Below are 21083 nucleotides of genomic sequence, written 5' to 3' on the forward strand. Positions count from 1 at the left end.
GTATCCCATGTCACGCGCAAAACTCCTGCTGCTCGCCGCCCTCCTCGTCCCGATGGTCGCATCGCCGATCCCGGCCGCCGCCCAGGATGCGGCGATGAAACACATGGGAAGTACCGGCGACCACGCGATGGTGCCCAGGGAACTGGTCGGTGCCTGGACCCTCGTCCGCTGCGACAACGTCTACCCGGATGGTCACCGCGTAGAGCTGTACGGCCCCCACCCGGAAGGCATGTGGCTTATCGATGCACAGGGCGACTACATGATGCAGATCGTGCGGGCGAAGCGGATGCCATTCGCGGCGAACGACAAATCCAAGGGAACCCCGGACGAGTACCGTGCCGCCTCGATGGACAGCAATGCCCATTACGGCCACGTCAGTGCCGACGCCAAGGTCATGCGCAGCCAGATCCTGCATGCATCGTTCCCGAACTGGGACGGCAAGAGCGGAGACTCGGGCTACACCATCAACGGCGATGAATTGACCTATCGGGTGGCCAAGCCGTCGAGCGGTGCGGCAGAGGGAGCGCATGGTGAGGTGGTGTGGCGGCGGGTTCGGTCGTAGTAACCAAGCGAAAGAATGGTGACTGGGACACTAGAGGTCTGATTAACTTCCTCCGTCCCGGTTTCGCGGGCAGAGTGCGCGCGGCCAGGTCGTCGACACCAGCGGCTTCAACGAGCATGGGTACGCTCTGAGCACGGTCGAAATCTGACCCGACTAGTTTTTCTCGATTTTGTTCAGAGCCTCTGTTCTTGAACCTGATCGAGGACTTCCCGCACGGCGATGGCTGCGTTGAAGATGCCCTCCCCCAGCGACGACACGGTCTGCGGATGCAAGGGCTCGCCACACCCCACCGTGACCATGTCTCCATTGGCAGTGATCGTCCGAAGCAGACCGTCAAGCTGGTCGATCTGGTCGATGGTGACTCCGAAAACTAGGTGCTCGTGCGTCATGGCATCCCTCCTTTCTCCCGCTCACCTATGCAGCAACGTTTCGCAGGCAATTGGCACAGTAGATCGCGCAGCCTTCATCACAATCTCTCCGGCAGCATCAAGGAAACAGCCGGTTCTCCTCGTAAATGATCTGACTCTTATACATAGCAAGAAGTTTTGTATTATCATCTATATGTCATTTATAGTTGTCATTTATACCCATATAATTTGTAGCCGTCAACTCCTCCTGCATGGATGCTTGCCCCATGAGCAAAGCATCCGTCCATGCCTCGCCGCGCCTCGTGTTCGCGCGCAACCTTCGTCAGGCCAGACGTCTTAAAGATTTATCGCAGGAAGCGCTTGCGCTGCAGGCGGGCCTCAGCCGCACCTATGTTTCCGAAGTCGAACGTGGAATGCGGAACATTTCCATCGACAACATGGGGCTGCTCGCCGACGCCTTGGGAGTCACTCTAGGTGACCTGCTGGATGCCAACATGCTCAAGCGTCTTGCAACGAACTAGAGCTTTTCAACGCTGGGTCGCCGGACTCTAAACAGGCCCGCTGCTCAAAGCGGGAGACGTCGGAAGAACTCGGCAAAAAAAGCAACAGCACTGACAGCGGATCTACTCCTTGCCAGCACGCACGTCTGAAAATTTCTGAATGACCTCGCGTGGAAATATTGGCGCATCCGCCAAGAAGGCCTTCATCAGAAATTGATCAAAAGAAATGCACACATCGAAAAAATTCTTCTTGTCTGCCAACTCGTGTGCAGCCTTCAAGAAGTCATCCCAAACAATCAATCGATCAAAGTTTTCTTGGAAATAGTCGGGATTGTTTCGAATGAGATTCGTGGACATGATGCTGAGCTTGGCAACGATCAGGTGCGCCTGCTTGTGGTTTTCACGGTGTTCTTCATCGGTGAGCCCTTGAACATATTTGCTCTCATCGTCCATATCTTCCGGTGTGACAGGTTCCGGCGGATAGAGCTGGGCAAGGTATCGCATCGCCACATTCTCAAGCTCCTTGCTTGAACCTATCCGTGCAAGCTCGACCGTTGCTAGTAGGGCCGTTCCGGTTGCAAATCGGATGAAGTTTGCAACTTCATCCTCTGAAATTTCCTCGTCTGTCACCGCCCCATTAGATCGGCGGACAAGTAGCTGAAAGCTACAATGCGTGTAGCGATGGAGGCTCGCTTTTGAAAGTTCCCACGTTTCTGTAAGGAAGGCATCTTCCTCGGCATTTGGGCTCTTCCTCAGGTTCCTCAGCATCATCTCAACATTTGGGGTTATCCCCTGCTCTACATATTTTTCAATCTGCTGCTCCGTGGCTCCTCGTTGAAGCCACAGGCCGATCATCAACGCTTCGAAACACGGTCTAAGCAAGGCCAAAGCTGACCCGAGTCGACCTGAATCCAGAAGCTCCAGAATGGCACCGTGATGCTCGTGCGCTAGATAAAAAGCCGTGATGGCCATATGGCCGGTGCTATCGGCTTCTGTCTCAACTTCCAGGCTTGCATGCAAGCTGGCACAACGCGTTGCGAGACTCATCATCCCCAGCACTCGATGGCCTCGCAAATAATCAGGAAGCTCGGGCGGATTCTCTTGTGGCTGATCCATAATTTTCCTTTGTCAGTGCAAGAGCCCAGGCAGCGTCTTCAGAGCCAACTTCCAATCGAGTTTGCCGATTGCATCCAGCAATTCCGTCGGATCCAGGGTCAGAGTGCAGATTTGGAAAGTCCAACCTGACCCCGTTTTTGACGAAACGCGATGCAGTGGCGTCATCCTGGGGTATGGCAATGTGGATGAGCACGCGATCGACGAGGGGGTGAAGCGGTTGCGGGGGTGCCTGTGAGCCCTTGAAGTCAAGTCCACGGCTGGAACAGCCGTCCCAAGCGCCTTGTAGGAATTGTCCCTGACACCTTTTCTCGGTGCGTGGAGGCCTCGACGATTGACGGGATGGTGACCACCTAACGCTCCTCGCATTGGTTTAGACCGTAGGCTTGCCAAAGCATATTCAGTGCGTCGACCCAAGATTGTTGGACATCCTGTTCTTGTAGGACGTCCTCAACATATTGAGGCGGGACTACGAGTTCATGCTTTGGTGCAGAGGCGGCAACCATGGACACTCCGTTATCGTTGTACCAGAGGTCCGCAAGATGGATGCGAAAAAGGGCAACGGATACGAGCACAGGCCCGGCAAGTCCCTGACTCAAGAAAAAAGCAGGAGTGTCTGCCAAAGTTCTTTTGACGTGATTGGCCAAAACTCCACCATGAATAGTAGGAGCGCCTACTTGATTCCTAGGTTGGCAGCTACGTACTGATTCTATTGATCCGTCACGAAACAGTTGCAAATGTGCCTGTTCTCGCGCACCACTTGGGTATGCGACCAAACCCTCAAAATTTCTATGGGTGTTGAACGCGCCACTTAGGGGCAACAGATTTGTGATGCTTTTGACGCTTCCGGATAGATCGATCGGCGGTCTTTGTTGAAAGTAGCTGACAAGCGGAACAACGTGAATGACCACCACTGGACCAGCACAGACGGGCATGGTATTGCGCCCCTCTCGTATTTCATTTAATCGCTGTTCCACCCACTCACGGGCTCGGGTCAGCGCTGACGAATTTCGGTCAAACGCTGCTCGCAATTCTTGATGCGTATAGTCCAGCACTAGGTTCCCTCGTCTTAGCACGAAGCGTTTATGACCAGTCTGACCACACCAATGCGGGCCTCCGTAACTGGCAAATATTTTTAAAGCGAGAACATAACCTTCAGCATATTGAAGGGTTGAAAATTGCAGGCCTTGTATCCGCGGCTCAACCAGTGAATCGGCCAAACTCCTGAGCCGGAGCTCTACATCGTTTGGTGATTCCGAGAAATTACTTAGCGGAGCGAGCCGCGGTCGTCCATCATCTTCCTCTGCAACGCCGAACAAAATAACGCCGCCTGTAGAATTGGCAAACGCCGAAATATCTTTTATGAATTCTTTGGTTCCTTTGTCGGATCTGTCAGGTAATGTTTCTTTGAATTCCAGTTCCTGACCTTCCCGTATAGCGTTGCCGATGATGGCGTTGACCCAATCATTGTCCACTACGTTCTGCGTCGACATTCGCTTCCCCAGTACTCAAAGTCCACCAGCATTGTGCCTTTAGGCGCGCGCAGTATGCGCGCGCCTAATATTCTTCATCGACTGCTAGTGCATGCAGGACGAGCGCTACGAGTAGACAAAAACCGTTTCTCCGCACTGCCAACTTCTTACCCTCGCGGCCCTGCATGCTTGCTCCAGAAACTTGGAGAATGCGCACGGTTGCTTCGGTCAATTCGCGGCCGTCCGGCCCGAGTTGGAGAGACATGTCCGCTCCCTGTTCACCGAGCCAATGAATGATGGTGCCGCGCTCTAACTCGGCGTGAATCGTATCGAACGTAGCGGTCTTGCCTTGGTCCGCAAGTGAGTTACCCCACAATGCGACCCAACCAAGTTGCCCTTTGATGTCTTCCCGAATCATGACCCACTCCCGCCCCGAATGAGGGTCGAGCATAACCGCGCTTGTGCGACCTAAACGGATCAAAGTCACTTATTTCATGGACGCGGCATCGTGACGAGTGGGATTGCTCGGCTCATCCTGAGCCTCACCCCTCCGCGCTGCGCGCTACGAGGTCAGTCTGCGGTTGTCCGAATTCGTTCCAGACGAATTCGGACAAACCGTGGGTTCTCGTTCCCGTCGTCACCGCCAGAAACGCAAAACGCCCCGTGTGGGGCGTTTTGCGTTTCTGGCGGAGAGTGTGGGATCAGATCAAACCCCTCTCCTTCCAAGCCTTACCACTGCACAAACCGCTAGGTTGTTGATACCGAAGTGTGGTGCGATCTTGGTGGCGTTGATTGCGTCCGTCAACAAGTACCTTCAGCTTCGTGCCTCGAAGGCTACGCACCATCAATGGGCAATAAGACACTGAGAATTAAGTTGTCTTTTCACCCTGCCCCCTGATAGCGCCTCTAACCTCATCTAAGGAAAGCCAGCGCTTTTTAGAATGAACAATTCGATGACAGTTCGAGCATAAAAGAGCCAAGTCTTCGACCTTGGTCGTCTCACCTTCCACCAAAGTATGCACCGGCTTCGTGTGATGTACATCGATGATTCCGGTACCAGCGATTCCATATGCACGCTCGAAATCAAAGCCACAAGCCTCGCAAAAAAGTCGCTTATGGGTCTTCAAGGCTTGTCTCTTTGCAGCTTCAGTCAATTTCTTACTTCGCTCCCTCCTCCGATGAAGTCTTGTGAGGATTCTTCCTTCGGGTGCTTCCTGAACATCCATTTCATCGGCGAAGTCCAAGTCCGGAGGTGTATCACTCCGTATGGAAGCCTTTATGGCACTCGCGACCGACGACAAACGTTCCCGATCATTCGCAAACTCGTCCCAAACTTCTAGTTCAAGTTTGCCTCCTCGCTGTAGCCCAACTTTCCCAGCATCAATGAACTGAGGGTCAAAACGTCTGAAGTTCATCAACTTCATATAGACGCCGTTGGCGTTGCGATACGCCCCATCATTGGAAAGTCCAAGCAGCCGCCCGAGGTCGCCTAAAAGCACTGAGAGATCAACAATTTCATCGCTTTGCTTCCCGGGTGGGTTACCGCCGTGCTGCACATATAGGTCAAGCGCCAAAATCAGCTCGTCACGTACCCAAGTTGGGTTTCGTCTTGAGGCATCGTCGACAAGTTCTTCGACATCTGGCACATCGGGGGACTTTTGAAGACCCATTGCCCAAATTCTGACTGCATCCTCCTCTTCTGTAAGAGCGGCTTTCCAAACGATATGCGCCATTGATGGCACCCGTTCAGTTTCTTTCTCGATGAGCGCAAAATCATCTTCAGTCCAACCATGAGACCGCGCTGCTGCCTGCATGTTGGGGATGGGGAATGCCCATGTCCTATCTTGCTTCGACCAGGCCCGAGAGAACGGAGCGTCCGAAGCACATCCAAGCGGAGGAAGTCCGACGCGAAAACATGCGTAGTCAATCCGCGATTGAAGATTCCCGTAGACCTGACCAAAGCGCTGCAAGTCGCCGAAGCCAATCGCCTCAGCGGCGTCCGCGTTTGTGAAATTCGATAAAACGCCACCAGAAGTTTCTGCTCGAGTTCTAAACCAATCGAGCAAGGCCCGTGTCCTTTCTTGCGTGTTGCTGTGGGTTGCGGCAGGCGGCTCCGTCGTTGGATTTGGCTCACCGAGAGTGCGACGTGAAAACCAGAGCGCTCGTGCGGAAAACTCCTCAGGGTGGTCGAGTACGATCCTTTCGTAGGAAAGTTCTTCCAGATCGGCATCAATCAAAGTCTTGAAACCCTGGGTTGGCTTGCGCTGAGAGACGGAAGTCTCAGCGGCGTCGATCAGGCCCCTGTTACGCAACTGCGTGAACGTACGTCCAGGATATTTCTCCTGCTTTTGCATGAGACCCACGTATTCGGCAACCGCCTTAACGATCTTCGACTCGGCAGGGGAAAGCTCGGAAAGAACGAGTCCAGTTTTTTCAGTGATGAGAGCCATGCCAAGTTCGGTAGCACGGTCTCGAATCGCAGTTTGGATCTCATCGTTAAACGCTCCTCTAGACCTAACATTCTTCTCGAAGGTCCGCAGAGCTTTCCAGTCATTCAGATTCCGAATTGTTCGAGCAATCTTCTCGTCCATGCTTGTCTACCTTTCTAAAAATAACCTCCGCTTGGCCAAAGGAAATACCGACAGGGCTAAGCTATCTAGCTTGTCAGATCTTCTTAAGGCCATGTGGTCTTGCGTGCGGCTGGGCGCCTATCATGCGCTTCGTTGACCGATGGTCACAGCGCTCAAATAGATCATTGCGCCACTCAATCGAATCCAAGTCTGTTTCTGGCGCCGGAACCATTCCACCTAAGGAAAGTTCGCCATCCCAGATGATCCCAAATTCTTGGGCCGGCTTCGTTCGAAATATTCCCGCGAGTTGAGGCGGACCTCCGGTTCGGGGGTCGCGACCACTTCGCAATGCATCACAAAAACCTGAAAACACGCTTCGACTCGTTCGTCCCGATACTCCATGGCTCATCCAACGCCTTACTTCACTGGTTGCGTAGTGCCCACCGGATCCATAAGCACAAACGACGTCTGATATTTCAGTCGAAACTGCATGTTCAAGTTGGTTCCACACACCCGCTCTGCACTCGTGCGCTGTAACAATAAAAGATGAAGCCATCCCGCTTCCTAACCGTCGCGCAAAGATGACCGCAGTGTTCTCAAGAACACTGAGCTGATATTCAGACGACAGTGCAGTAAGACGATGATGCAGTAAGGCATCGGTAACCGGACCATCCAGCAAGCCTAAGAGTAAATTTTGCGAGAGCGTGACGTCACCCGCAAACGCAAGTACTTCGGCGTTACCGACCCGAACTGCAAGCTTTCTACCGTTGTTCCATGTCCTGTTGGTTCCCCAGGAAAACCTGCTGTCAGCTGCGATATACAGCGATGACGTTCCCCTCGAATCTACACCGCACCAGCAAACTAAAGTCGTCACCTTCTTATTCCACCCTTATCTTGGATACACTAGATGGGCGACTCCCCGGCCCTCCACCATTATTGATGTCGACTTTCTATGGGGGGCAGCTCGAGGAGCAACCTACCGGCACATCACCCGATGTGCCGGTAGGGAGGCGGGGTTACTACTGAACTCTACATCCACATGTCTGCGAATGTGGGAACGAGAATTTTTCGCCTCAACTTTGGAAAATCATTTATGGCAATCGATCTGAAAGCATTGTCGCCGAAAGAGCTCCAGGCTCTCATCGCCAATGCCAACGCCCAGATGAAAGAAGCGCATGGCTACATGATTCAGGATGTTCGAAAGAAGATCGACGCTTTGCTAAAACTCAGTGGCCTAACTTTGGGTGACGTCTACCCCACTCGTGGCGGCGGGAAAAAGGCTGCTGGCAAGAAAGGAAGCACGGGCTCAGTTGCACCGAAATACCGTGATCCGTCTGACCCATCTCAGACTTGGTCCGGCCGTGGCCGTCAACCTTTCTGGTTTGCCGCCGCACTCAAGAAGCGTGGCGTGACGGCAGAGACCTTGCTGATTGGTGGTGCAACGAAGGCTACATCAACCAAAAAGGCGCCAGTAAAGAAAGCCAAGAAGCCGGCCAAGCCAAAAGTTTGACCGTCAAGGTCATCGAGAACACCAGAGGCGCCGAATGGCGCCTCTGTTTTATCTGACAACCGGCCCACTACGTGGTCACGCCAAGACGCAATCAGATCTAAAAAGCACGAACTTTCCACTGCTACAAAACCGGGGTCAGAGTCGGCTTTCCAAGGCGGCGACATCAAAGAAGGGCACTCTGACCCCTGTTTTAGTTTACCGGTGCTTACGACTTTTCCTGCGAGCCTTCCGCTCAGACTTCCTTTTCGCTATCGCTTTTCCTTTATTATTGCTGGTTTTCTTTTCGGCAGCATAACTTTTTGCGCCGCTTTGCGAAACTGATCCTCCAACACGCCTGAAGGCAGGTGGTGTCGGTGTGACCGTGATGGTTTCGCCGGTTAGCTCTGCAAGGTAAATCTCATCAAAAATATCCGAATAATTAGGATTTAGAACATACATTTTTCCGTCATCAACGGGGATTTTTTCAAGTCCCTCATGCATTATATGAAAGCCGGCATATTCCAGCTCGTCGGAGCCCCATACACGGCCATGCAGAGTTCTTCTAATCCCGAGGTATCTAGTCAAATCTGATTCATGCATTCCGATATGTCGAAAAGTTTGAACCAACGATTCCATATCAAATTCGCATATCACCCAGGGGTAAGGTACATCTTCTGGCTTCTCGAGAAGTAAGTCTAAATTTGTGGCCAACGGCCCATAATCGTCCCTCATAAAGCAGACGCTAAAAACGTTATCGTAATCAGTTGCTACAAGACTAAGAATTTCCTCTCCTTCTGAGCTGAAGAGCGCGACGACCCCCTCTTCGTCAAGCCTTCTGCGGAGGTGTTCCGATTGATCGAACGCCTTCTGAATTCCGCGATTGCTCGCAAAATGATGCTGAATGCGCGTATAGGCTCGTTCGGGATCACGAAAAGGTGCCGGGGGTGGCGACGCCTTGGCCTCTACAATATACAAATTACGGTCGCTTACAGCTATTACATCATGTTCAAATTGCGCATCTTGAGTCTCGCACAAATTCGAGTAAATGACTGCACCTTCGTCCAGAAGCTCTGCCATCAAGCTTTTTGCCTTTCTCTCCAACAGCGCATCTCTATTGCGTAAATAGCGATCTTTGGCCCTCGATTTTATCACGGAGCTTTCGAACGTGAGGCGTATGGCGTCATGGATGTGGTTAGGCGACGGACAGAAATAGCTCTCCTCGTTAATGCGAAATAATGGCTTGAATTGAGCAGGATTCGCTTCCGTTATATAGGTCATACTGATATTTTCGCCACGCCGTAACGTGAAAGCAGACAGAAACCTTTCAACAACGTCGGATCGTACTCGCAATTCTTCTGATTTGAATTCGTACATCTCATCTATTGCCTGATGAAATCTCGCAGAAGTTTCTCCCGCCCCGACTAATTCCATGTCAAATCTAGATCTATCCCATTTCTCGGATCGCGCTTTAACCATCATTTCTTGCCGAAATTCATCTAAGGATTTACCTAGATCGTATACGTCATCAAGACGATGCTGAAGAATTCGACCAATATCTTTAGCGACCTCGAGTGCCTCATCTACAGATAATCCATACGCTTCTACGATTATGTCATTGAAAGGCCGAAGTTCAGCGATGGTGCGCCCATCTATCTGTTCGACTGATGCAATCGTTCCGGAATAAAAATAATGAATAAAAGCGGGCATTGCCACTGCGCTCGCTGCTCTCCAGCGTGCACTACGCTCTTCGTCGTTCCTGATAGGAGGCGGTTGTGCGTAGGAGATAAAGATATCGTGGAGCAGCTGAATTACCCTGCCCCAATCATTCTCAGCAAACTCGACCTGTTGCTCCGGCTCTCCTGTTTGCTGAAGCAGACCTATTGCGTAGAGTGTTTGACGCAGTGGAGATGAAAGTGTCCTAGGCCCCTCGCCGGGCATAACATTTTTGCGGAGGTTGGATGCAAATACGGCAAGTACGTCCTTGCTTGAATGCCGGCCTAGCAAATCTCTAAGTTCAGCAATGCTCCTCAGCATCTCAGCGTGCGTTTGTGCGTCCACATTTCTCCTTGAGCTCAGCGAGCTTAAGTTGGTTAAACGGATGCTCTCACGAGTCGGCCGAGCCGAAGAAGAGGATTGGTCACTCCGGCTCAACGTCAACAATCAGAAGAAGCGGAAGAAGCGGAAGAAGCGGAAGAAGCGGAAGAAGCGGAAGAAGCGGGTCAGAGTCTCTTTCGTGGATACGGCAGCAAGGTGGGTGGGATTGTTCGGCTCATCCTGAGCCTCACCCCTTCGCGCTGCGCGCTACGGGGCCAGCCTGCGGCTGTCCGAATTCGTTCCAGACGAATTCGTCGAACCGGTGGGTTCTCATCCCCGTCGTCACCATCAGAAAAGCAAAACGCCCCACACGGGGGCGTTTTGCTTTTCTGGCGGAGAGAGTGGGATTCGAACCCACGGTAGGCTCACACCTACGGCAGTTTTCAAGACTGCTGCCTTAAACCGCTCGGCCATCTCTCCAGAACTCGTTGTCTGCTGCAAGGCGCACGTTGCGCGCCACTACGGCAGTTTTATTCCGGGCATTCCTGGATCAAGTCCAGGACAGGCTCTGCCCTACACCCCTTCGGGGCCATCGACTTCGCCGATGTTCGCTTCGGCTTCCTGCCTACGCGTCAAGACTGCTGCCTTAAACCACTCGGCCATCTCTCCAAACTTGTTCGCGATCCATCGCAAGGGTCGCAATCCTATCAGGAACTTCGTTGCGGGTCGCTATTGGGGCCTTTCTTGGACAGCGCAATCAGGCAGCCCACCAGGATCGCGATCGGGATCAGCGCGCCGATCAGCGGGAACAGCAGCACGGGTTGGCGGATCACCATCGGCACGATCTGGGTGGCCGTGGCGAAGCCGATGGTCCACAGGCGCCAGCGGCGGCTGTGGCGACCGAACCAGAAGCTGGCGAGGACCAGCAGCATCGCGATGACCGAGAGGACGAAGTCGATGGTCGGCAGTTGCCACACGGTGGCGAAGGCCAGCCGGGTGCCGATGAAGGAGATCAGCACCAGCAGCAGGAAGTAGCTGGTGTAGAACTCGACCTTGTCCCACTTCCCGCGGACGGGTGTCGGTGAATTCATGCGATACGGTCCAGCCCGGCCATGTACGGGCGCAGTACTTCGGGCACGCTGATCGAGCCGTCGGCGTTCTGGTAGTTCTCCATCACCGCGATCAGGGTACGGCCGATGGCGAGGCCGGAGCCGTTCAAGGTGTGCACGAGTTCGGGCTTGCCGGTGTCGGCGTTGCGCACGCGGGCCTGCAGGCGGCGCGCCTGGAAGTCCTCGCAGTTGGAGCAGCTGGAGATTTCGCGGTAGGTCTGCTGGCTGGGCAGCCACACTTCGAGGTCGTAGGTCTTGGTCGACTGGAAACCCATGTCGCCGGTGCACAGCAGCAGCTTGCGGTACGGCAGGTTGAGTTTCTGCAGCACTTTCTCGGCGTGGCCGACCATTTCCTCGAGTTGCGCGTAGGAGTCGCTGGCGCGGGCGACCTGCACCATCTCGACTTTCTCGAACTGGTGCTGGCGGATCATGCCGCGGGTGTCGCGGCCGTAGCTGCCGGCCTCGGCGCGGAAGCACAACGAGTGCGCAGTGAAGCGCAGCGGCAGCGCGTCGGCTTCCTGGATGGTGTCGCGCACCAGGTTGGTCAGCGAGACTTCGGCGGTGGGTATCAGGTAGCGCTTGGAGTCGCCGACCTGGGTGGAGAACAGGTCTTCCTCGAATTTCGGCAACTGGGTGGTGCCGAGCATGCTGTCGGCGTTGACCAGCACCGGCACGTTGCATTCGAGGTAGCCGTGCTCGCCGGTGTGCAGGTCGAGCATGAACTGGCCGATCGCGCGATGCAGGTGCGCGATCTGGCCGCGCAGCACGGTGAAGCGTGCGCCGGAGAGCTTGGCGCCGGCATCGCCGTCGAGCCAGCCATGCCGCTCGCCCAGCACGACGTGATCCTTTGCCTCGAAAAGATTAAACGCGTTCGGTGTGCCCCAACGGCTGACTTCGAGGTTGTCGCTCTCGTCCTTGCCGACTGGCACCGACTCGTGCGGGATGTTCGGGATCAGCAGCGTGATGTCGGAAAGTTTCGCCTGCGCCTCGGCCAGTGCCTGCTCGTTGGCCTTGAGCTTGTCGCCGATGCCGGCGACTTCGGCCATCAGCGCGGCAACATCCTCGCCCTTCGCCTTGGCCTGCCCGATCGCCTTGGAACGCGTGTTGCGCAGGTTCTGCAGCTCCTGCGTCTCCATCGCCAACTGCTTGCGCGAGCTTTCCAGCGCCTCCATCGCGGAGACGTCCAGCGTGAAGCCGCGGGTTTCCTTGAGGCGTGCGGCGGTTTCGGCGAGGCGCGAACGCAGCAGTGCGGGATCCAGCATGATCGGGTCCAGATGAAGGCTTGAACCGTGAATTATCGCTGGCTAGTGGCAAGCACCGCAATTGAAGACACCGCTGGTGGCAATCGCCGCAATGAATACCGGGCAGCGTGGCCACGCTGCCCGGCTTGCGATCCCGGTCAGCTGGCCAGCTTGCGTTCGCTGCGGCCCAGCCACCAGGCCATGGCGGCGCCGGCGATCAGCCAGCCGATCAGTTGCTCGATCAGCGCGGCCCAGGTGAAGTCGAGCGGAAAGCGGTACCAGTTCCAATACGGCACCATCGAACTCAGCCACGCGAATGCCACGGCCACGGCCGCGAGCGCGAGGCGACGCCGGAAGCCGAGTCCGGCCAGTCCCATCACAAAGGCCAGCGCCAGCGCGCTCAAGGTATCCGACGCCCACTGGCGCCCGATCTGCGGGCCCATCCGGGTCATGTCATCGCCTTGCGGCATATAGACCACCCAGGCGTATGGCGACCTTATGGCCTGTTGCTGGTAGGCAATGACCTCCGCCGCATCGCCCATTTTCTTGGGATCCAGCGACGGCAGGATGTAGACGCCGGCTTTGTCGCCCAGCCCCTCATGCAGGGTACTGAGTACCACGCTTTCGCTGGCTGGCTGTTTGAGGCCTACGTTGCCCAGCCCCAGCGCCATGTGCGCCACCACACCCCAGAGAAACATCAGGATGCCGCCGATCAGACCTGCCACGAGTACGCGCATGATTCACCCTCCCCGTCATGGTGTGGCGAATCTATGCCCGATGCCTCGACAGCGGCAAGGGTGCACGCAGCAGTACAGGACCCGCATGATCGAGTTCGCGTACGCAGGCTCCATTAGCCTCGCCGAAAGCAGGCGTTATATCGACGGACTCTTCAGTCCCTGCCGCACTGGCGATGCCATCCTCATATGCATGAATGGCATCGCCGCTCTGCTGACTACTCGGGCGTCTTGAGCCCCAAGCGTTGCAGGAGCTTCGTCCGCAGCTTCGCCGGCAACGGAACGTTCCGGGTTGAATCAGCGGTTGCTGCTGCATGCTGTCGACTCTGGTTGTAGCCCGGAGTCGCCACGAAACTCAGGACATCGCCGGCCGCGTCAGCTGCCTCGCCGGTGATCACGCCCTCGTCGTTGATGTCGCTGGCCTGGATAAGCTGATCGTCGTAGCCCGGCGCCACCAGCGCATTGAGGTTGGTCATTACGCCGTTCTGCCACAGGAAGGCCGCGCAACTGGCGAACCCCGCCGTGCAGGACAAACCGACCACCTGACCCTGATCGTTGATGCCCAGCGCCTGGCTCTGCGCATCCACGCCCTGGCCCCGCAGCGTGCCAAGATCCTGCATGCCGCCGCTCCTGCTCCAGATGAACGCGTGGGCCAGAAGCCCGCTGCCGGCCTGCACATTGGCAAACCCGACCACGACACCGCTCTGATTGATGGCCATTGGGGTATTCCAGGCTGCGCCGCCAATATTGCCCATGTCGCTCGGCTTGCCGTTTTGCCAGATCACGGCGTGAATGGCGCTCAACCCGCCGACCGCGTTGGAGCAGATGCCCGAAATGCCGACAACCTGGCCGTGATCGTTGATCGCCGTGGCCGCTGAAACCGTATCAGGAGCAGCACCAGGGAGTGGCGGGAGTGGTGGCAGTTCCTCGATCTGATTTTTGCCCGGGCCCCAGATGACTGCGCGGAACTGCAGCACCTGCGGCAGATTGCAGGTCGAGTCGTGTACGGTGTTTTCCGCCCAGCCGACCGTCTGGCCAAAATCATTCGTTCCGGTGGCGAAACCGTTATAGCCACCCAGCGTGGGCAACGCGCGCAACTTGCCCCAATCCGAGACGAATCCGAGGCAGTCATGCAGGGTGGGATTCCCCGGGAAAAAGGCCGAGCAACTCCAGGCCTCGCCCAGCTTGTTCACGGTGGCGGTCTCGGCAATGCCCGAGATCACGCCCACATTGTTCTTTACTGGCCACTGCACGTCGCTATTGGCACCGCCCAGGGTGCCCAGGTCGAATCTCGACCCGAACAGCCAGACGGTAGCATGCGTGGTCTGGTCCCCCGGCTGGTTGGAATCCCCGCTGATGATGCCCAGGTTGTTGATGCTGTTGCCGGAGCTGACTGTTCCGCCCGCCGAGGGAAGGTTGTAGACGGAATAATCTGGCCCGCCTGATGCCGCCAGAGATGTCTGCGTTACGACAGCACTGCCGGCCCATAGCGCGCTCAGGATCGCATACGGAATCTTGTGCATGGTGTTCTCCCTCTTGATGCGGGATACCGAGACTGATCTCGCGTGATGCGCACCGGAAGCTCCACTTTTGCGATGAAAGCTGGTCCGGTCGCCGCGATGGTCGGCATATAATCCCGATATGCGCCGATGGGAGCTGACGATCACGTTGGACCCTACGCGGGAACTGCCGCTGTTCCTGCAACTTGCTCGTGCCATCGCCGACGACATCCGGCGTGGCCGGCTCAAACCCGGTGATGCGTTGCCGGGTTCACGCGAGCTGGCCAAATGCCTCGGCGTCAACCGCAACACCGTAGTTGCCAGCTATGGCGAATTGGCGGCCGAAGGATTGCTACGCACGCGTACCGGCGGGGGTACGTTTGTCGACGGGTCGGCGCCGGTTCCATTCGCTGCGCACAAACCGGCTGCGGAAGCTCCAACCTACACGCTGACGCCGCTGGCATACGCCTCGCCACAGGTCAGGGCACCACCGCCGGGCACATTGCTGGTCTCCAGCAGCATTCCTGACGTGCGCCTGTTTCCCACCGCAGTACTTGCGCGCGCATTCCGCCGCGCCATCGGCCAGCGTGGCCGTTCCATGCTGACCTATGCCGGTCCCTGCGGTCATCCGCGTTTGCGCACTGAGCTGGCCGCGATGCTTGCCCGCACACGTGGCTTACCGGTGTCAGCGGACAACCTGATGGTTACCCATAGCGTCGAGCAGGGCATCGACCTCGTTGCACGCATGCTGCTGCAACCGGGTGATGTCGTGGTCGTCGAAGCGTTCGGTTATCCGCCAGCCTGGAGCGTGCTCAAGCTGGCTGGCGCGCGACTGATACCGCTGCCGCTGGACGAGGATGGACTCGACATCGACGCACTGGAGGCATTGCTGACACACCAGCGAGTGCGTGCGGTATTCCTGACGCCGCACCACCAATTTCCGACCACCGTCGTCATGTCCCAGGCAAGACGTATGCGACTGGCAAGACTGGCGTTGAAGCACGGCTTTGCCATCATCGAAGACGATTACGACCACGAATTCCATTACGCCGGCAAGCCGATCCTGCCGATCGCCTCCGGTGCCGGCGGCGCCAATGTCATCTATGTCGGCTCATTGTCCAACCTGCTGGCACCGGGAATAAGCACCGGTTTTGTGATTGCACCAGCACCGGTGTTCGAACGTCTGGCGAGCCTGCGCGCGGCATGCGATGCACGCGGCGACGCGGCCATGGAATGCGCCATCGCCGAACTTTTCGAGGACGGCGAACTGCTGCGCCATATGCGCCGGATGCGACGCGTCTATGCCGCACGGCGGGACGCACTGGCGACATCGCTCACGCGACACCTCGGCAGCGCCGTGGCGTTCCGCATTCCCGACGGCGGCATGGCGCTATGGGCACGCGTCGACGACAACATCGATATGACTGCCTGGTCCCGCGCCGGTGAGCATGAAGGGGTGCAGTTCTTCGGGGCCGGTTGTTACGACTTCTACCACCGTGAGCAGCCATTCCTTCGACTCAGCTTCAGCTATCACGATGAAACCGAACTGGACGAGGCAGCGCAACGCATGGCTCGTGCGCTCACTCAGTCACGGAACCGCCGCGTCGGCATGACGCGTAACGCAACCATCCGGAACACGCATGCGGTGTCATCCGGGTAACGCGGCAATGCCGTGACTTACTTGCCGCGCGCCTGTTGACGCGCCGCACGCAGCGCCAGCAGCTTCTCGCGCAACTGCAGTTCCAGTCCCCGTTCGACCGGCTCGTAGAACACGCTGCCAACGAGTTCGTCGGGCAGGCATTGCTGGTCGAGCGCGATGCCGCCTTCGGCGTCGTGATCGTACTGGTAGCCCTTGCCGTAGCCGAGGCCCTTCATCAATTTGGTTGGCGCGTTGCGCAGGTGCATCGGCACTTCCAGCGTGCCGCCCTCGCGGATCGCGGCGCGGGCCTTGTTGTAGGCCATGTAGGCTGCGTTGCTCTTGGGCGAGATCGCCAGCCAGATCGCCAGCTGCGCCAGTCCCAGTTCGCCTTCGGGACTGCCCAGACGCTCGTAGGTATCCCACGCATCCAGCGCCATGCGCCAGGCCCGCGGCTCGGCCAGGCCGACGTCTTCGACCGCCATGCGCGTCATCCGACGTGCCAGGTACAGCGGATCGACACCGCCATCGAGCATGCGACACAGCCAGTACACCGCAGCATCGGGATCGGACGAACGCACGGATTTGTGCAGCGCCGAGATCTGGTCGTAGAACTGCTCGCCCATCTTGTCGAAGCGGCGGGTACGGTCGGCCAGCACCTGGGTCAGCGTGATCTCGTCGATACGCTTGTCTTCGGCCAGCTCGGCGGCGATTTCCAGCAGGGTCAGCGCGCGGCGTACGTCGCCGTCGGCAGCCTGGGCGATCGACTCCAGCGATTCGTCACCTACCTGCAACTGCAACTCACCAAGACCACGTTCGCTGTCGGCCAGCGCACGCTTGAGCGCAGCCACGATGTCATCGGTGGAGATCGGTTCCAGCACATGCACGCGACAACGCGACAGCAATGCGGAGTTCAGCTCGAACGAGGGATTCTCGGTGGTGGCACCGATGAAGATGATCACGCCTTTTTCGATATGCGGCAGGAAGGCATCCTGCTGGGTCTTGTTGAAGCGATGCACCTCGTCGACGAACAACACGGTGCGACGGCCCTGCGCGAAATTCACTTCGGCCTCGGCCAGCGCCTTGCGCACATCCGGCAGGCCGGACAGCACGGCGGAGATCGCGCGGAAATCGGCATCGGCATAACGTGCCACCAGGAGCGCCAGCGTGGTCTTGCCGCAACCGGGCGGCCCCCACAGCACCATCGAATGGATCTTGCCGGCCTCCAGCGCGCGGCGCAGCGCCTTGTCCGGACCAACCAGCCGCTGCTGGCCGACGATCTCGTCGAGGCTGCGCGGACGCATGCGCTCGGCCAGAGGCTTGAGCGCGTCGGATTCGGCGAACAGGCCGGGGGCGCCTGGAGCAACACGGGATGACATGCCCGGATGATAAGGCATCCGCCGGGTTGCCAGCGGGCAGCACCGATGCAGACAACCTCCTCATGCGCACGTCTGGAACGCCACGCGCTGGTATTTGGCATATCCAGATCGTGATCGGTATCATTTGAAATATAAATGCGAAATAATCGCATTCAGGTATTTTCCATTTGCATTTTATTACCAAGCTTAGATTCAGCTTAGCGAATTAACTTTCGATTATGTCGAAAGATTTTCAAATAATATGGCTGTTACCAAATTGTCATGTTGGATAACTAGGTTGGCGCCCCGCACCGCCCCCTATTCAACTCCAACAATTGGGACAACCCATGACACGGCTGACCTCGACTACTGATGTTCGCAAGTCCACCTGCCTCGCTTTCTGCATCGCCGCCATTTTGTCCACCCCGGCTTTTGCCGACGGCACCACGACGACAGCCGTCGCTGCCCCGAATGACAGCACTACAACGAGTACCCCCCAGACACAGAACGCGCAGAACCTCAGCGCCGTCCAGGTCACCGGCACCACCACGGCGACCACGGTAGCGCCTACGCAGGGCTCGACGGTGGCGATCGAACCACAGTCGATCATCGGCCTCCAGTACCTGCAGGAGAATATCGCGCCGACCGGCGACTATGCCGACGCCATCGCGATCTCGCCCAGCACGTACACGATCGCACCGAACGGTTCGGGCCTGATGGAGGCGCAGGTGGTCAGCATCCGCGGCTTCCAGGACGGACAATACAACGTCACCTTCGACGGCATTCCGTGGGGCGATTCGAACGATTTCACGCACCACTCCACCTCGTACTTCACCAACCAGGACACCAGCAGCATCACCGTCGATCGCGGTCCCGGCACGGCCGGCACGCTGGGCGATGCCACCTTCGGCGGCACCGTGTCGGTGGAATCGATCAATCCGACGAACGACTTCAACATCCACCCGTATCTAAGCCTCGGCAGCTGGGCGACACAGGTCGAAGGCGCCCGCATCGACACCGGCAAGCTCAACAGCAGCGGCACTACCGCCGTGATCAATGTGCAGAACAGCACTTCCAATGGCTACCTTACCGACGCCGGCCAGCGCCGCCAGAACGTGTTCGCCAAAGTGGTACAGCCGCTGGGCGACAACACCACGCTGACCTTCGGCGGCATGTGGAACAACATCAACCAGTACGTCCCGCTGGGTGCCACCAAGGCGCAGATCGCCGAATACGGCCCGAACTATGCGCTGAACAGCAATCCGGACAGCCAGTCCTACTACCGCTACAACAATGACCAGATCAGCACCTACATGGGCTATATCGGTCTGCATTCCGAGTTCGACGGTTGGAAGATCGACAACAAGGCCTACACCTACAACTACAACCATTTCGGCTTCAACGGCCTGGATCCGAACGGCGAAACGCCGAACGGCACGTTCTGCAACAAGAGCGGCAGCGACTGCCTCGATCCGAACGACGTACCCGGCCAGCACATGCGCAACACGTATACCTCGTGGGGCGACATATTCCGCCTGAGCAAGGAACTGGGTCCGGGCGAAATCCGCACTGGCTTCTGGTACGACCATCAGGACAATCTGCGCTGGGAATATGAGTTTGACGACACGCTGGATCAGCCTGCCATCAACACGACGGGTGCGCCGACCAAGGGCAGCGACAGCCCGGTCGACCGCTACATGACCGACTCGCTGCGCACATTTCAGCCGTTCGTGGAATACCAGTGGAACATCACCGACCAGGCCTACCTGGTGGGCGGCGTGAAGTATGAGGATTTCCTGCGCGACCTCGATGCCGAATACAACCAGAAGACCGGCCTGCCGACGGACTATTCGAAGGAATGGAATGCCACGCTGCCTTCGGTTGCCTTCCACTACGCATTCACCCCCGACTGGACCGCGTACGCGCAGTGGGCGAAGGGCTTCCTGGCACCAAACCTCAATCTGTTTTACACCACCGATCCGGCGATTTCCGATAGTGCGCTGCAGCCGGAAAAGACCACCAACTGGCAGATGGGCACTACCTGGAACAGCGACGGCCTGACGCTGTCGGGCGACGTCTACAAGATCGACTTCGACAACTTCATCCAGAGCCAGAAGATCGGCAGCACCACCTACTTTTACAACGGCGGCGGCGTGCACTACTCAGGCGTCGAGCTCGAAGGCACCTACATGGTCGGCGACGGCTTCAGCGTCTACGCCAACGGCTCGCTCAACCGCGCGATCCAGACCGAAAGCAACACCTGGAACCCGAACACACCGCACAAGACCGCCGCGCTGGGCCTGATCTACAGCCACGGCCCGGTATACGCATCGCTGATGGACAAGTTCGTCGGCAAGACCTATTACACCGCCAACTCGAACGACGACACGCCGATCGGCGGCTATGCGGTGACCAATTTCGCGGCCAGCTACCGCTTCGATCCGCACATCGCCGAAGTGAAGGACATGAAGATCGGCTTCCAGATCAACAACGTGTTCAACAATACCCACATCAACGCGCTGGCTGGCACCACGGTGGCCGATAGCACCCCACTGTTCTGGACCATTCCGAGCCGCAACTACAGCCTCACTGTCTCGGCGGATTTGTTCTGATGACGCGCGTTCCAATGAATCGCGTGGTTTTGTTGACGTTCCTGTTGTTCATCGGCCAGGTCGCACTGGCCGACGGTGGTGGCGCACGCCCGGCCACCGTCGAACTGTCGAAGCTGCTGCCGCCTCCCCCGGCAGCAGCTTCGGCTGCAGCTCAGCACGACCTCCAGGTCGTGCTGGCTGCACAACAGTCGCGTACGGCAGCCGAGATGGCTGCCGCGAAGGCGGACACGGAGCGCTCCGTGTTCCGCTTCGCCGATGCGCTCGGTCCGTCCATGCAGCCGACCACGCTGCCGAAGACAGCCGCGCTTTTCGCGCGTGTCGCCGCGCTCGACAAGCAAGCCGTCAAGGCGACCAAGGACTACTGGCGGCACCCGCGTCCGGCGATCGTGTCCGACCAGGTGCACCCGCTCGCTCCCGAAAAACCCGACGACTGGAGCTATCCCAGCGGGCACTCCACCTTCGGCTACACGACGGCGGTACTGCTGGCGAACATGTTGCCGGAGAAACGGGACGCGATCTTCGCGCGTGCGGATCTCTACGCGCAGCACCGCATCGTGATGGGCGCGCATTTCCCGAGCGACGTGGAAGCAGGCCGGATCGCCGGCACGGTCATTGCGGCGCAATTGCTGCAGGATCCGCTCTGGCATGCGGACTTTGTCGCCGCACGCGACGAACTGCGAAAGTCCCTGGCATTGAAGCCAGCCACCGACGGATGAGCACGAGCTGACGAGCACGGGCGAGCATGCACTCCAATGCCGCTGGCCCTGGCCAACTGCGCCCAGCCCT

The 21083-nt window shown here is 57.5% G+C and carries 17 protein-coding genes and 1 tRNA gene; 6 read left to right on the top strand and 12 right to left on the bottom strand.

Annotated features, from left to right (window positions below; translation table 11 throughout):
* Positions 1 to 7 precede the first annotated feature (7 nt).
* The gene (locus tag GSQ75_RS02080) at positions 8 to 562 is read left to right on the top strand and encodes a lipocalin-like domain-containing protein (RefSeq protein WP_158752873.1); all 555 of its coding nucleotides are present in this window, start codon (positions 8 to 10) and stop codon (positions 560 to 562) included.
* A gap of 173 nt (positions 563 to 735) precedes the next feature.
* Here GSQ75_RS02080 and GSQ75_RS02085 read toward each other — a convergent pair whose 3' ends face one another.
* Entirely contained in the window at positions 736 to 951 is a 216-nt protein-coding gene (locus GSQ75_RS02085) for a hypothetical protein (RefSeq protein WP_158752874.1), read from the bottom strand.
* 245 nt (positions 952 to 1196) lie between these two features.
* Here GSQ75_RS02085 and GSQ75_RS02090 point away from each other — a divergent pair, with 245 nt between their 5' ends.
* A complete protein-coding gene (locus GSQ75_RS02090; RefSeq protein ID WP_158752875.1) occupies positions 1197 to 1451 on the top strand; it encodes a helix-turn-helix transcriptional regulator in 255 nt (84 codons plus the stop codon).
* A 102-nt stretch (positions 1452 to 1553) separates the two neighbouring features.
* Here the strand turns inward: GSQ75_RS02090 and GSQ75_RS02095 are convergent, their stop codons facing one another.
* The 4 genes from GSQ75_RS02095 to GSQ75_RS18995 all read right to left on the bottom strand — a co-directional run bounded on the left by GSQ75_RS02095 (position 1554) and on the right by GSQ75_RS18995 (position 6606).
* Positions 1554 to 2546: a hypothetical protein gene (locus GSQ75_RS02095; RefSeq protein WP_158752876.1), complete on the bottom strand. Its 993-nt coding sequence runs from the start codon at positions 2544 to 2546 to the stop codon at positions 1554 to 1556.
* A gap of 350 nt (positions 2547 to 2896) precedes the next feature.
* The gene (locus tag GSQ75_RS02100) at positions 2897 to 4036 is read right to left on the bottom strand and encodes an ATP-binding protein (RefSeq protein ID WP_158752877.1); all 1140 of its coding nucleotides are present in this window, start codon (positions 4034 to 4036) and stop codon (positions 2897 to 2899) included.
* Between the two features lie 64 nt (positions 4037 to 4100).
* Positions 4101 to 4433, bottom strand: coding sequence for a hypothetical protein (locus GSQ75_RS02105; protein WP_158752878.1), 333 nt, complete (start codon positions 4431 to 4433; stop codon positions 4101 to 4103).
* Positions 4434 to 4884: 451 nt separating this feature from the next.
* Positions 4885 to 6606 (bottom strand): HNH endonuclease, encoded by a 1722-nt coding sequence (locus tag GSQ75_RS18995; RefSeq protein ID WP_216840591.1) that lies wholly within the window; start codon positions 6604 to 6606, stop codon positions 4885 to 4887.
* Between the two features lie 1072 nt (positions 6607 to 7678).
* Here GSQ75_RS18995 and GSQ75_RS02115 point away from each other — a divergent pair.
* A complete protein-coding gene (locus GSQ75_RS02115; protein ID WP_158752879.1) occupies positions 7679 to 8095 on the top strand; it encodes an H-NS histone family protein in 417 nt (138 codons plus the stop codon).
* Between the two features lie 195 nt (positions 8096 to 8290).
* On the opposite strand, the gene GSQ75_RS02120 is transcribed toward GSQ75_RS02115, so the two are convergent.
* The 6 genes from GSQ75_RS02120 to GSQ75_RS02145 form a co-directional block, all read right to left on the bottom strand.
* Positions 8291 to 10132, bottom strand: coding sequence for a hypothetical protein (locus GSQ75_RS02120; protein WP_158752880.1), 1842 nt, complete (start codon positions 10130 to 10132; stop codon positions 8291 to 8293).
* Positions 10133 to 10498: 366 nt separating this feature from the next.
* Positions 10499 to 10588 (bottom strand) — tRNA-Ser (locus GSQ75_RS02125).
* A gap of 227 nt (positions 10589 to 10815) precedes the next feature.
* Complete coding sequence (locus GSQ75_RS02130) at positions 10816 to 11199, bottom strand: LrgA (RefSeq protein WP_158752881.1); 384 nt, start codon at positions 11197 to 11199, stop codon at positions 10816 to 10818.
* Complete coding sequence (gene serS / locus GSQ75_RS02135) at positions 11196 to 12479, bottom strand: serine--tRNA ligase (RefSeq protein WP_158752882.1); 1284 nt, start codon at positions 12477 to 12479, stop codon at positions 11196 to 11198. The genes GSQ75_RS02130 and serS overlap by 4 nt, the downstream gene beginning before the upstream one ends.
* A gap of 137 nt (positions 12480 to 12616) precedes the next feature.
* Positions 12617 to 13195: a hypothetical protein gene (locus GSQ75_RS02140; protein WP_158752883.1), complete on the bottom strand. Its 579-nt coding sequence runs from the start codon at positions 13193 to 13195 to the stop codon at positions 12617 to 12619.
* A gap of 215 nt (positions 13196 to 13410) precedes the next feature.
* Positions 13411 to 14715 carry a hypothetical protein gene (locus tag GSQ75_RS02145; protein ID WP_158752884.1) on the bottom strand — a complete coding sequence of 435 codons (1305 nt, stop codon included), beginning with the start codon at positions 14713 to 14715 and terminating at the stop codon, positions 13411 to 13413.
* 145 nt (positions 14716 to 14860) lie between these two features.
* On the opposite strand from GSQ75_RS02145, the gene GSQ75_RS02150 reads away from it, so the two are divergent.
* Positions 14861 to 16351 (top strand): PLP-dependent aminotransferase family protein, encoded by a 1491-nt coding sequence (locus tag GSQ75_RS02150; protein WP_216840592.1) that lies wholly within the window; start codon positions 14861 to 14863, stop codon positions 16349 to 16351.
* Positions 16352 to 16368: 17 nt separating this feature from the next.
* Here the strand turns inward: GSQ75_RS02150 and GSQ75_RS02155 are convergent, their stop codons facing one another.
* On the bottom strand, positions 16369 to 17706 hold the full coding sequence (locus GSQ75_RS02155) for a replication-associated recombination protein A (RefSeq protein WP_158752886.1): 1338 nt from the start codon (positions 17704 to 17706) through the stop codon (positions 16369 to 16371).
* A gap of 326 nt (positions 17707 to 18032) precedes the next feature.
* On the opposite strand from GSQ75_RS02155, the gene GSQ75_RS02160 reads away from it, so the two are divergent.
* Both GSQ75_RS02160 and GSQ75_RS02165 read left to right on the top strand, forming a co-directional pair.
* A complete protein-coding gene (locus tag GSQ75_RS02160) occupies positions 18033 to 20297 on the top strand; it encodes a TonB-dependent receptor (RefSeq protein ID WP_158752887.1) in 2265 nt (754 codons plus the stop codon).
* Complete coding sequence (locus tag GSQ75_RS02165) at positions 20297 to 21013, top strand: phosphatase PAP2 family protein (protein WP_158752888.1); 717 nt, start codon at positions 20297 to 20299, stop codon at positions 21011 to 21013. Before GSQ75_RS02160 ends, GSQ75_RS02165 begins: the two co-directional genes overlap by 1 nt.
* The last annotated feature ends 70 nt before the right edge of the window (positions 21014 to 21083 follow it).

The sequence above is a fragment of the Dyella sp. S184 genome, from assembly GCF_009766065.1.
Classification (GTDB): Bacteria; Pseudomonadota; Gammaproteobacteria; order Xanthomonadales; family Rhodanobacteraceae; genus Rhodanobacter.

Coding starts and splice junctions, on each gene's coding strand:
- GSQ75_RS02115 (WP_158752879.1), top strand. CDS start 7,679: ATGGCAATCGATCTGAAAGCATTGTCGCCGAAAGAGCTCCAGGCTCTC.
- serS (WP_158752882.1), bottom strand. CDS start 12,479: ATGCTGGATCCCGCACTGCTGCGTTCGCGCCTCGCCGAAACCGCCGCA.
- GSQ75_RS02080 (WP_158752873.1), top strand. CDS start 8: ATGTCACGCGCAAAACTCCTGCTGCTCGCCGCCCTCCTCGTCCCGATG.
- GSQ75_RS02105 (WP_158752878.1), bottom strand. CDS start 4,433: ATGATTCGGGAAGACATCAAAGGGCAACTTGGTTGGGTCGCATTGTGG.
- GSQ75_RS02095 (WP_158752876.1), bottom strand. CDS start 2,546: ATGGATCAGCCACAAGAGAATCCGCCCGAGCTTCCTGATTATTTGCGA.
- GSQ75_RS02140 (WP_158752883.1), bottom strand. CDS start 13,195: ATGCGCGTACTCGTGGCAGGTCTGATCGGCGGCATCCTGATGTTTCTC.
- GSQ75_RS02155 (WP_158752886.1), bottom strand. CDS start 17,706: ATGTCATCCCGTGTTGCTCCAGGCGCCCCCGGCCTGTTCGCCGAATCC.
- GSQ75_RS02130 (WP_158752881.1), bottom strand. CDS start 11,199: ATGAATTCACCGACACCCGTCCGCGGGAAGTGGGACAAGGTCGAGTTC.
- GSQ75_RS02085 (WP_158752874.1), bottom strand. CDS start 951: ATGACGCACGAGCACCTAGTTTTCGGAGTCACCATCGACCAGATCGAC.
- GSQ75_RS02145 (WP_158752884.1), bottom strand. CDS start 14,715: ATGCACAAGATTCCGTATGCGATCCTGAGCGCGCTATGGGCCGGCAGT.
- GSQ75_RS02160 (WP_158752887.1), top strand. CDS start 18,033: ATGACACGGCTGACCTCGACTACTGATGTTCGCAAGTCCACCTGCCTC.
- GSQ75_RS18995 (WP_216840591.1), bottom strand. CDS start 6,606: ATGGACGAGAAGATTGCTCGAACAATTCGGAATCTGAATGACTGGAAA.
- GSQ75_RS02100 (WP_158752877.1), bottom strand. CDS start 4,036: ATGTCGACGCAGAACGTAGTGGACAATGATTGGGTCAACGCCATCATC.
- GSQ75_RS02165 (WP_158752888.1), top strand. CDS start 20,297: ATGACGCGCGTTCCAATGAATCGCGTGGTTTTGTTGACGTTCCTGTTG.
- GSQ75_RS02090 (WP_158752875.1), top strand. CDS start 1,197: ATGAGCAAAGCATCCGTCCATGCCTCGCCGCGCCTCGTGTTCGCGCGC.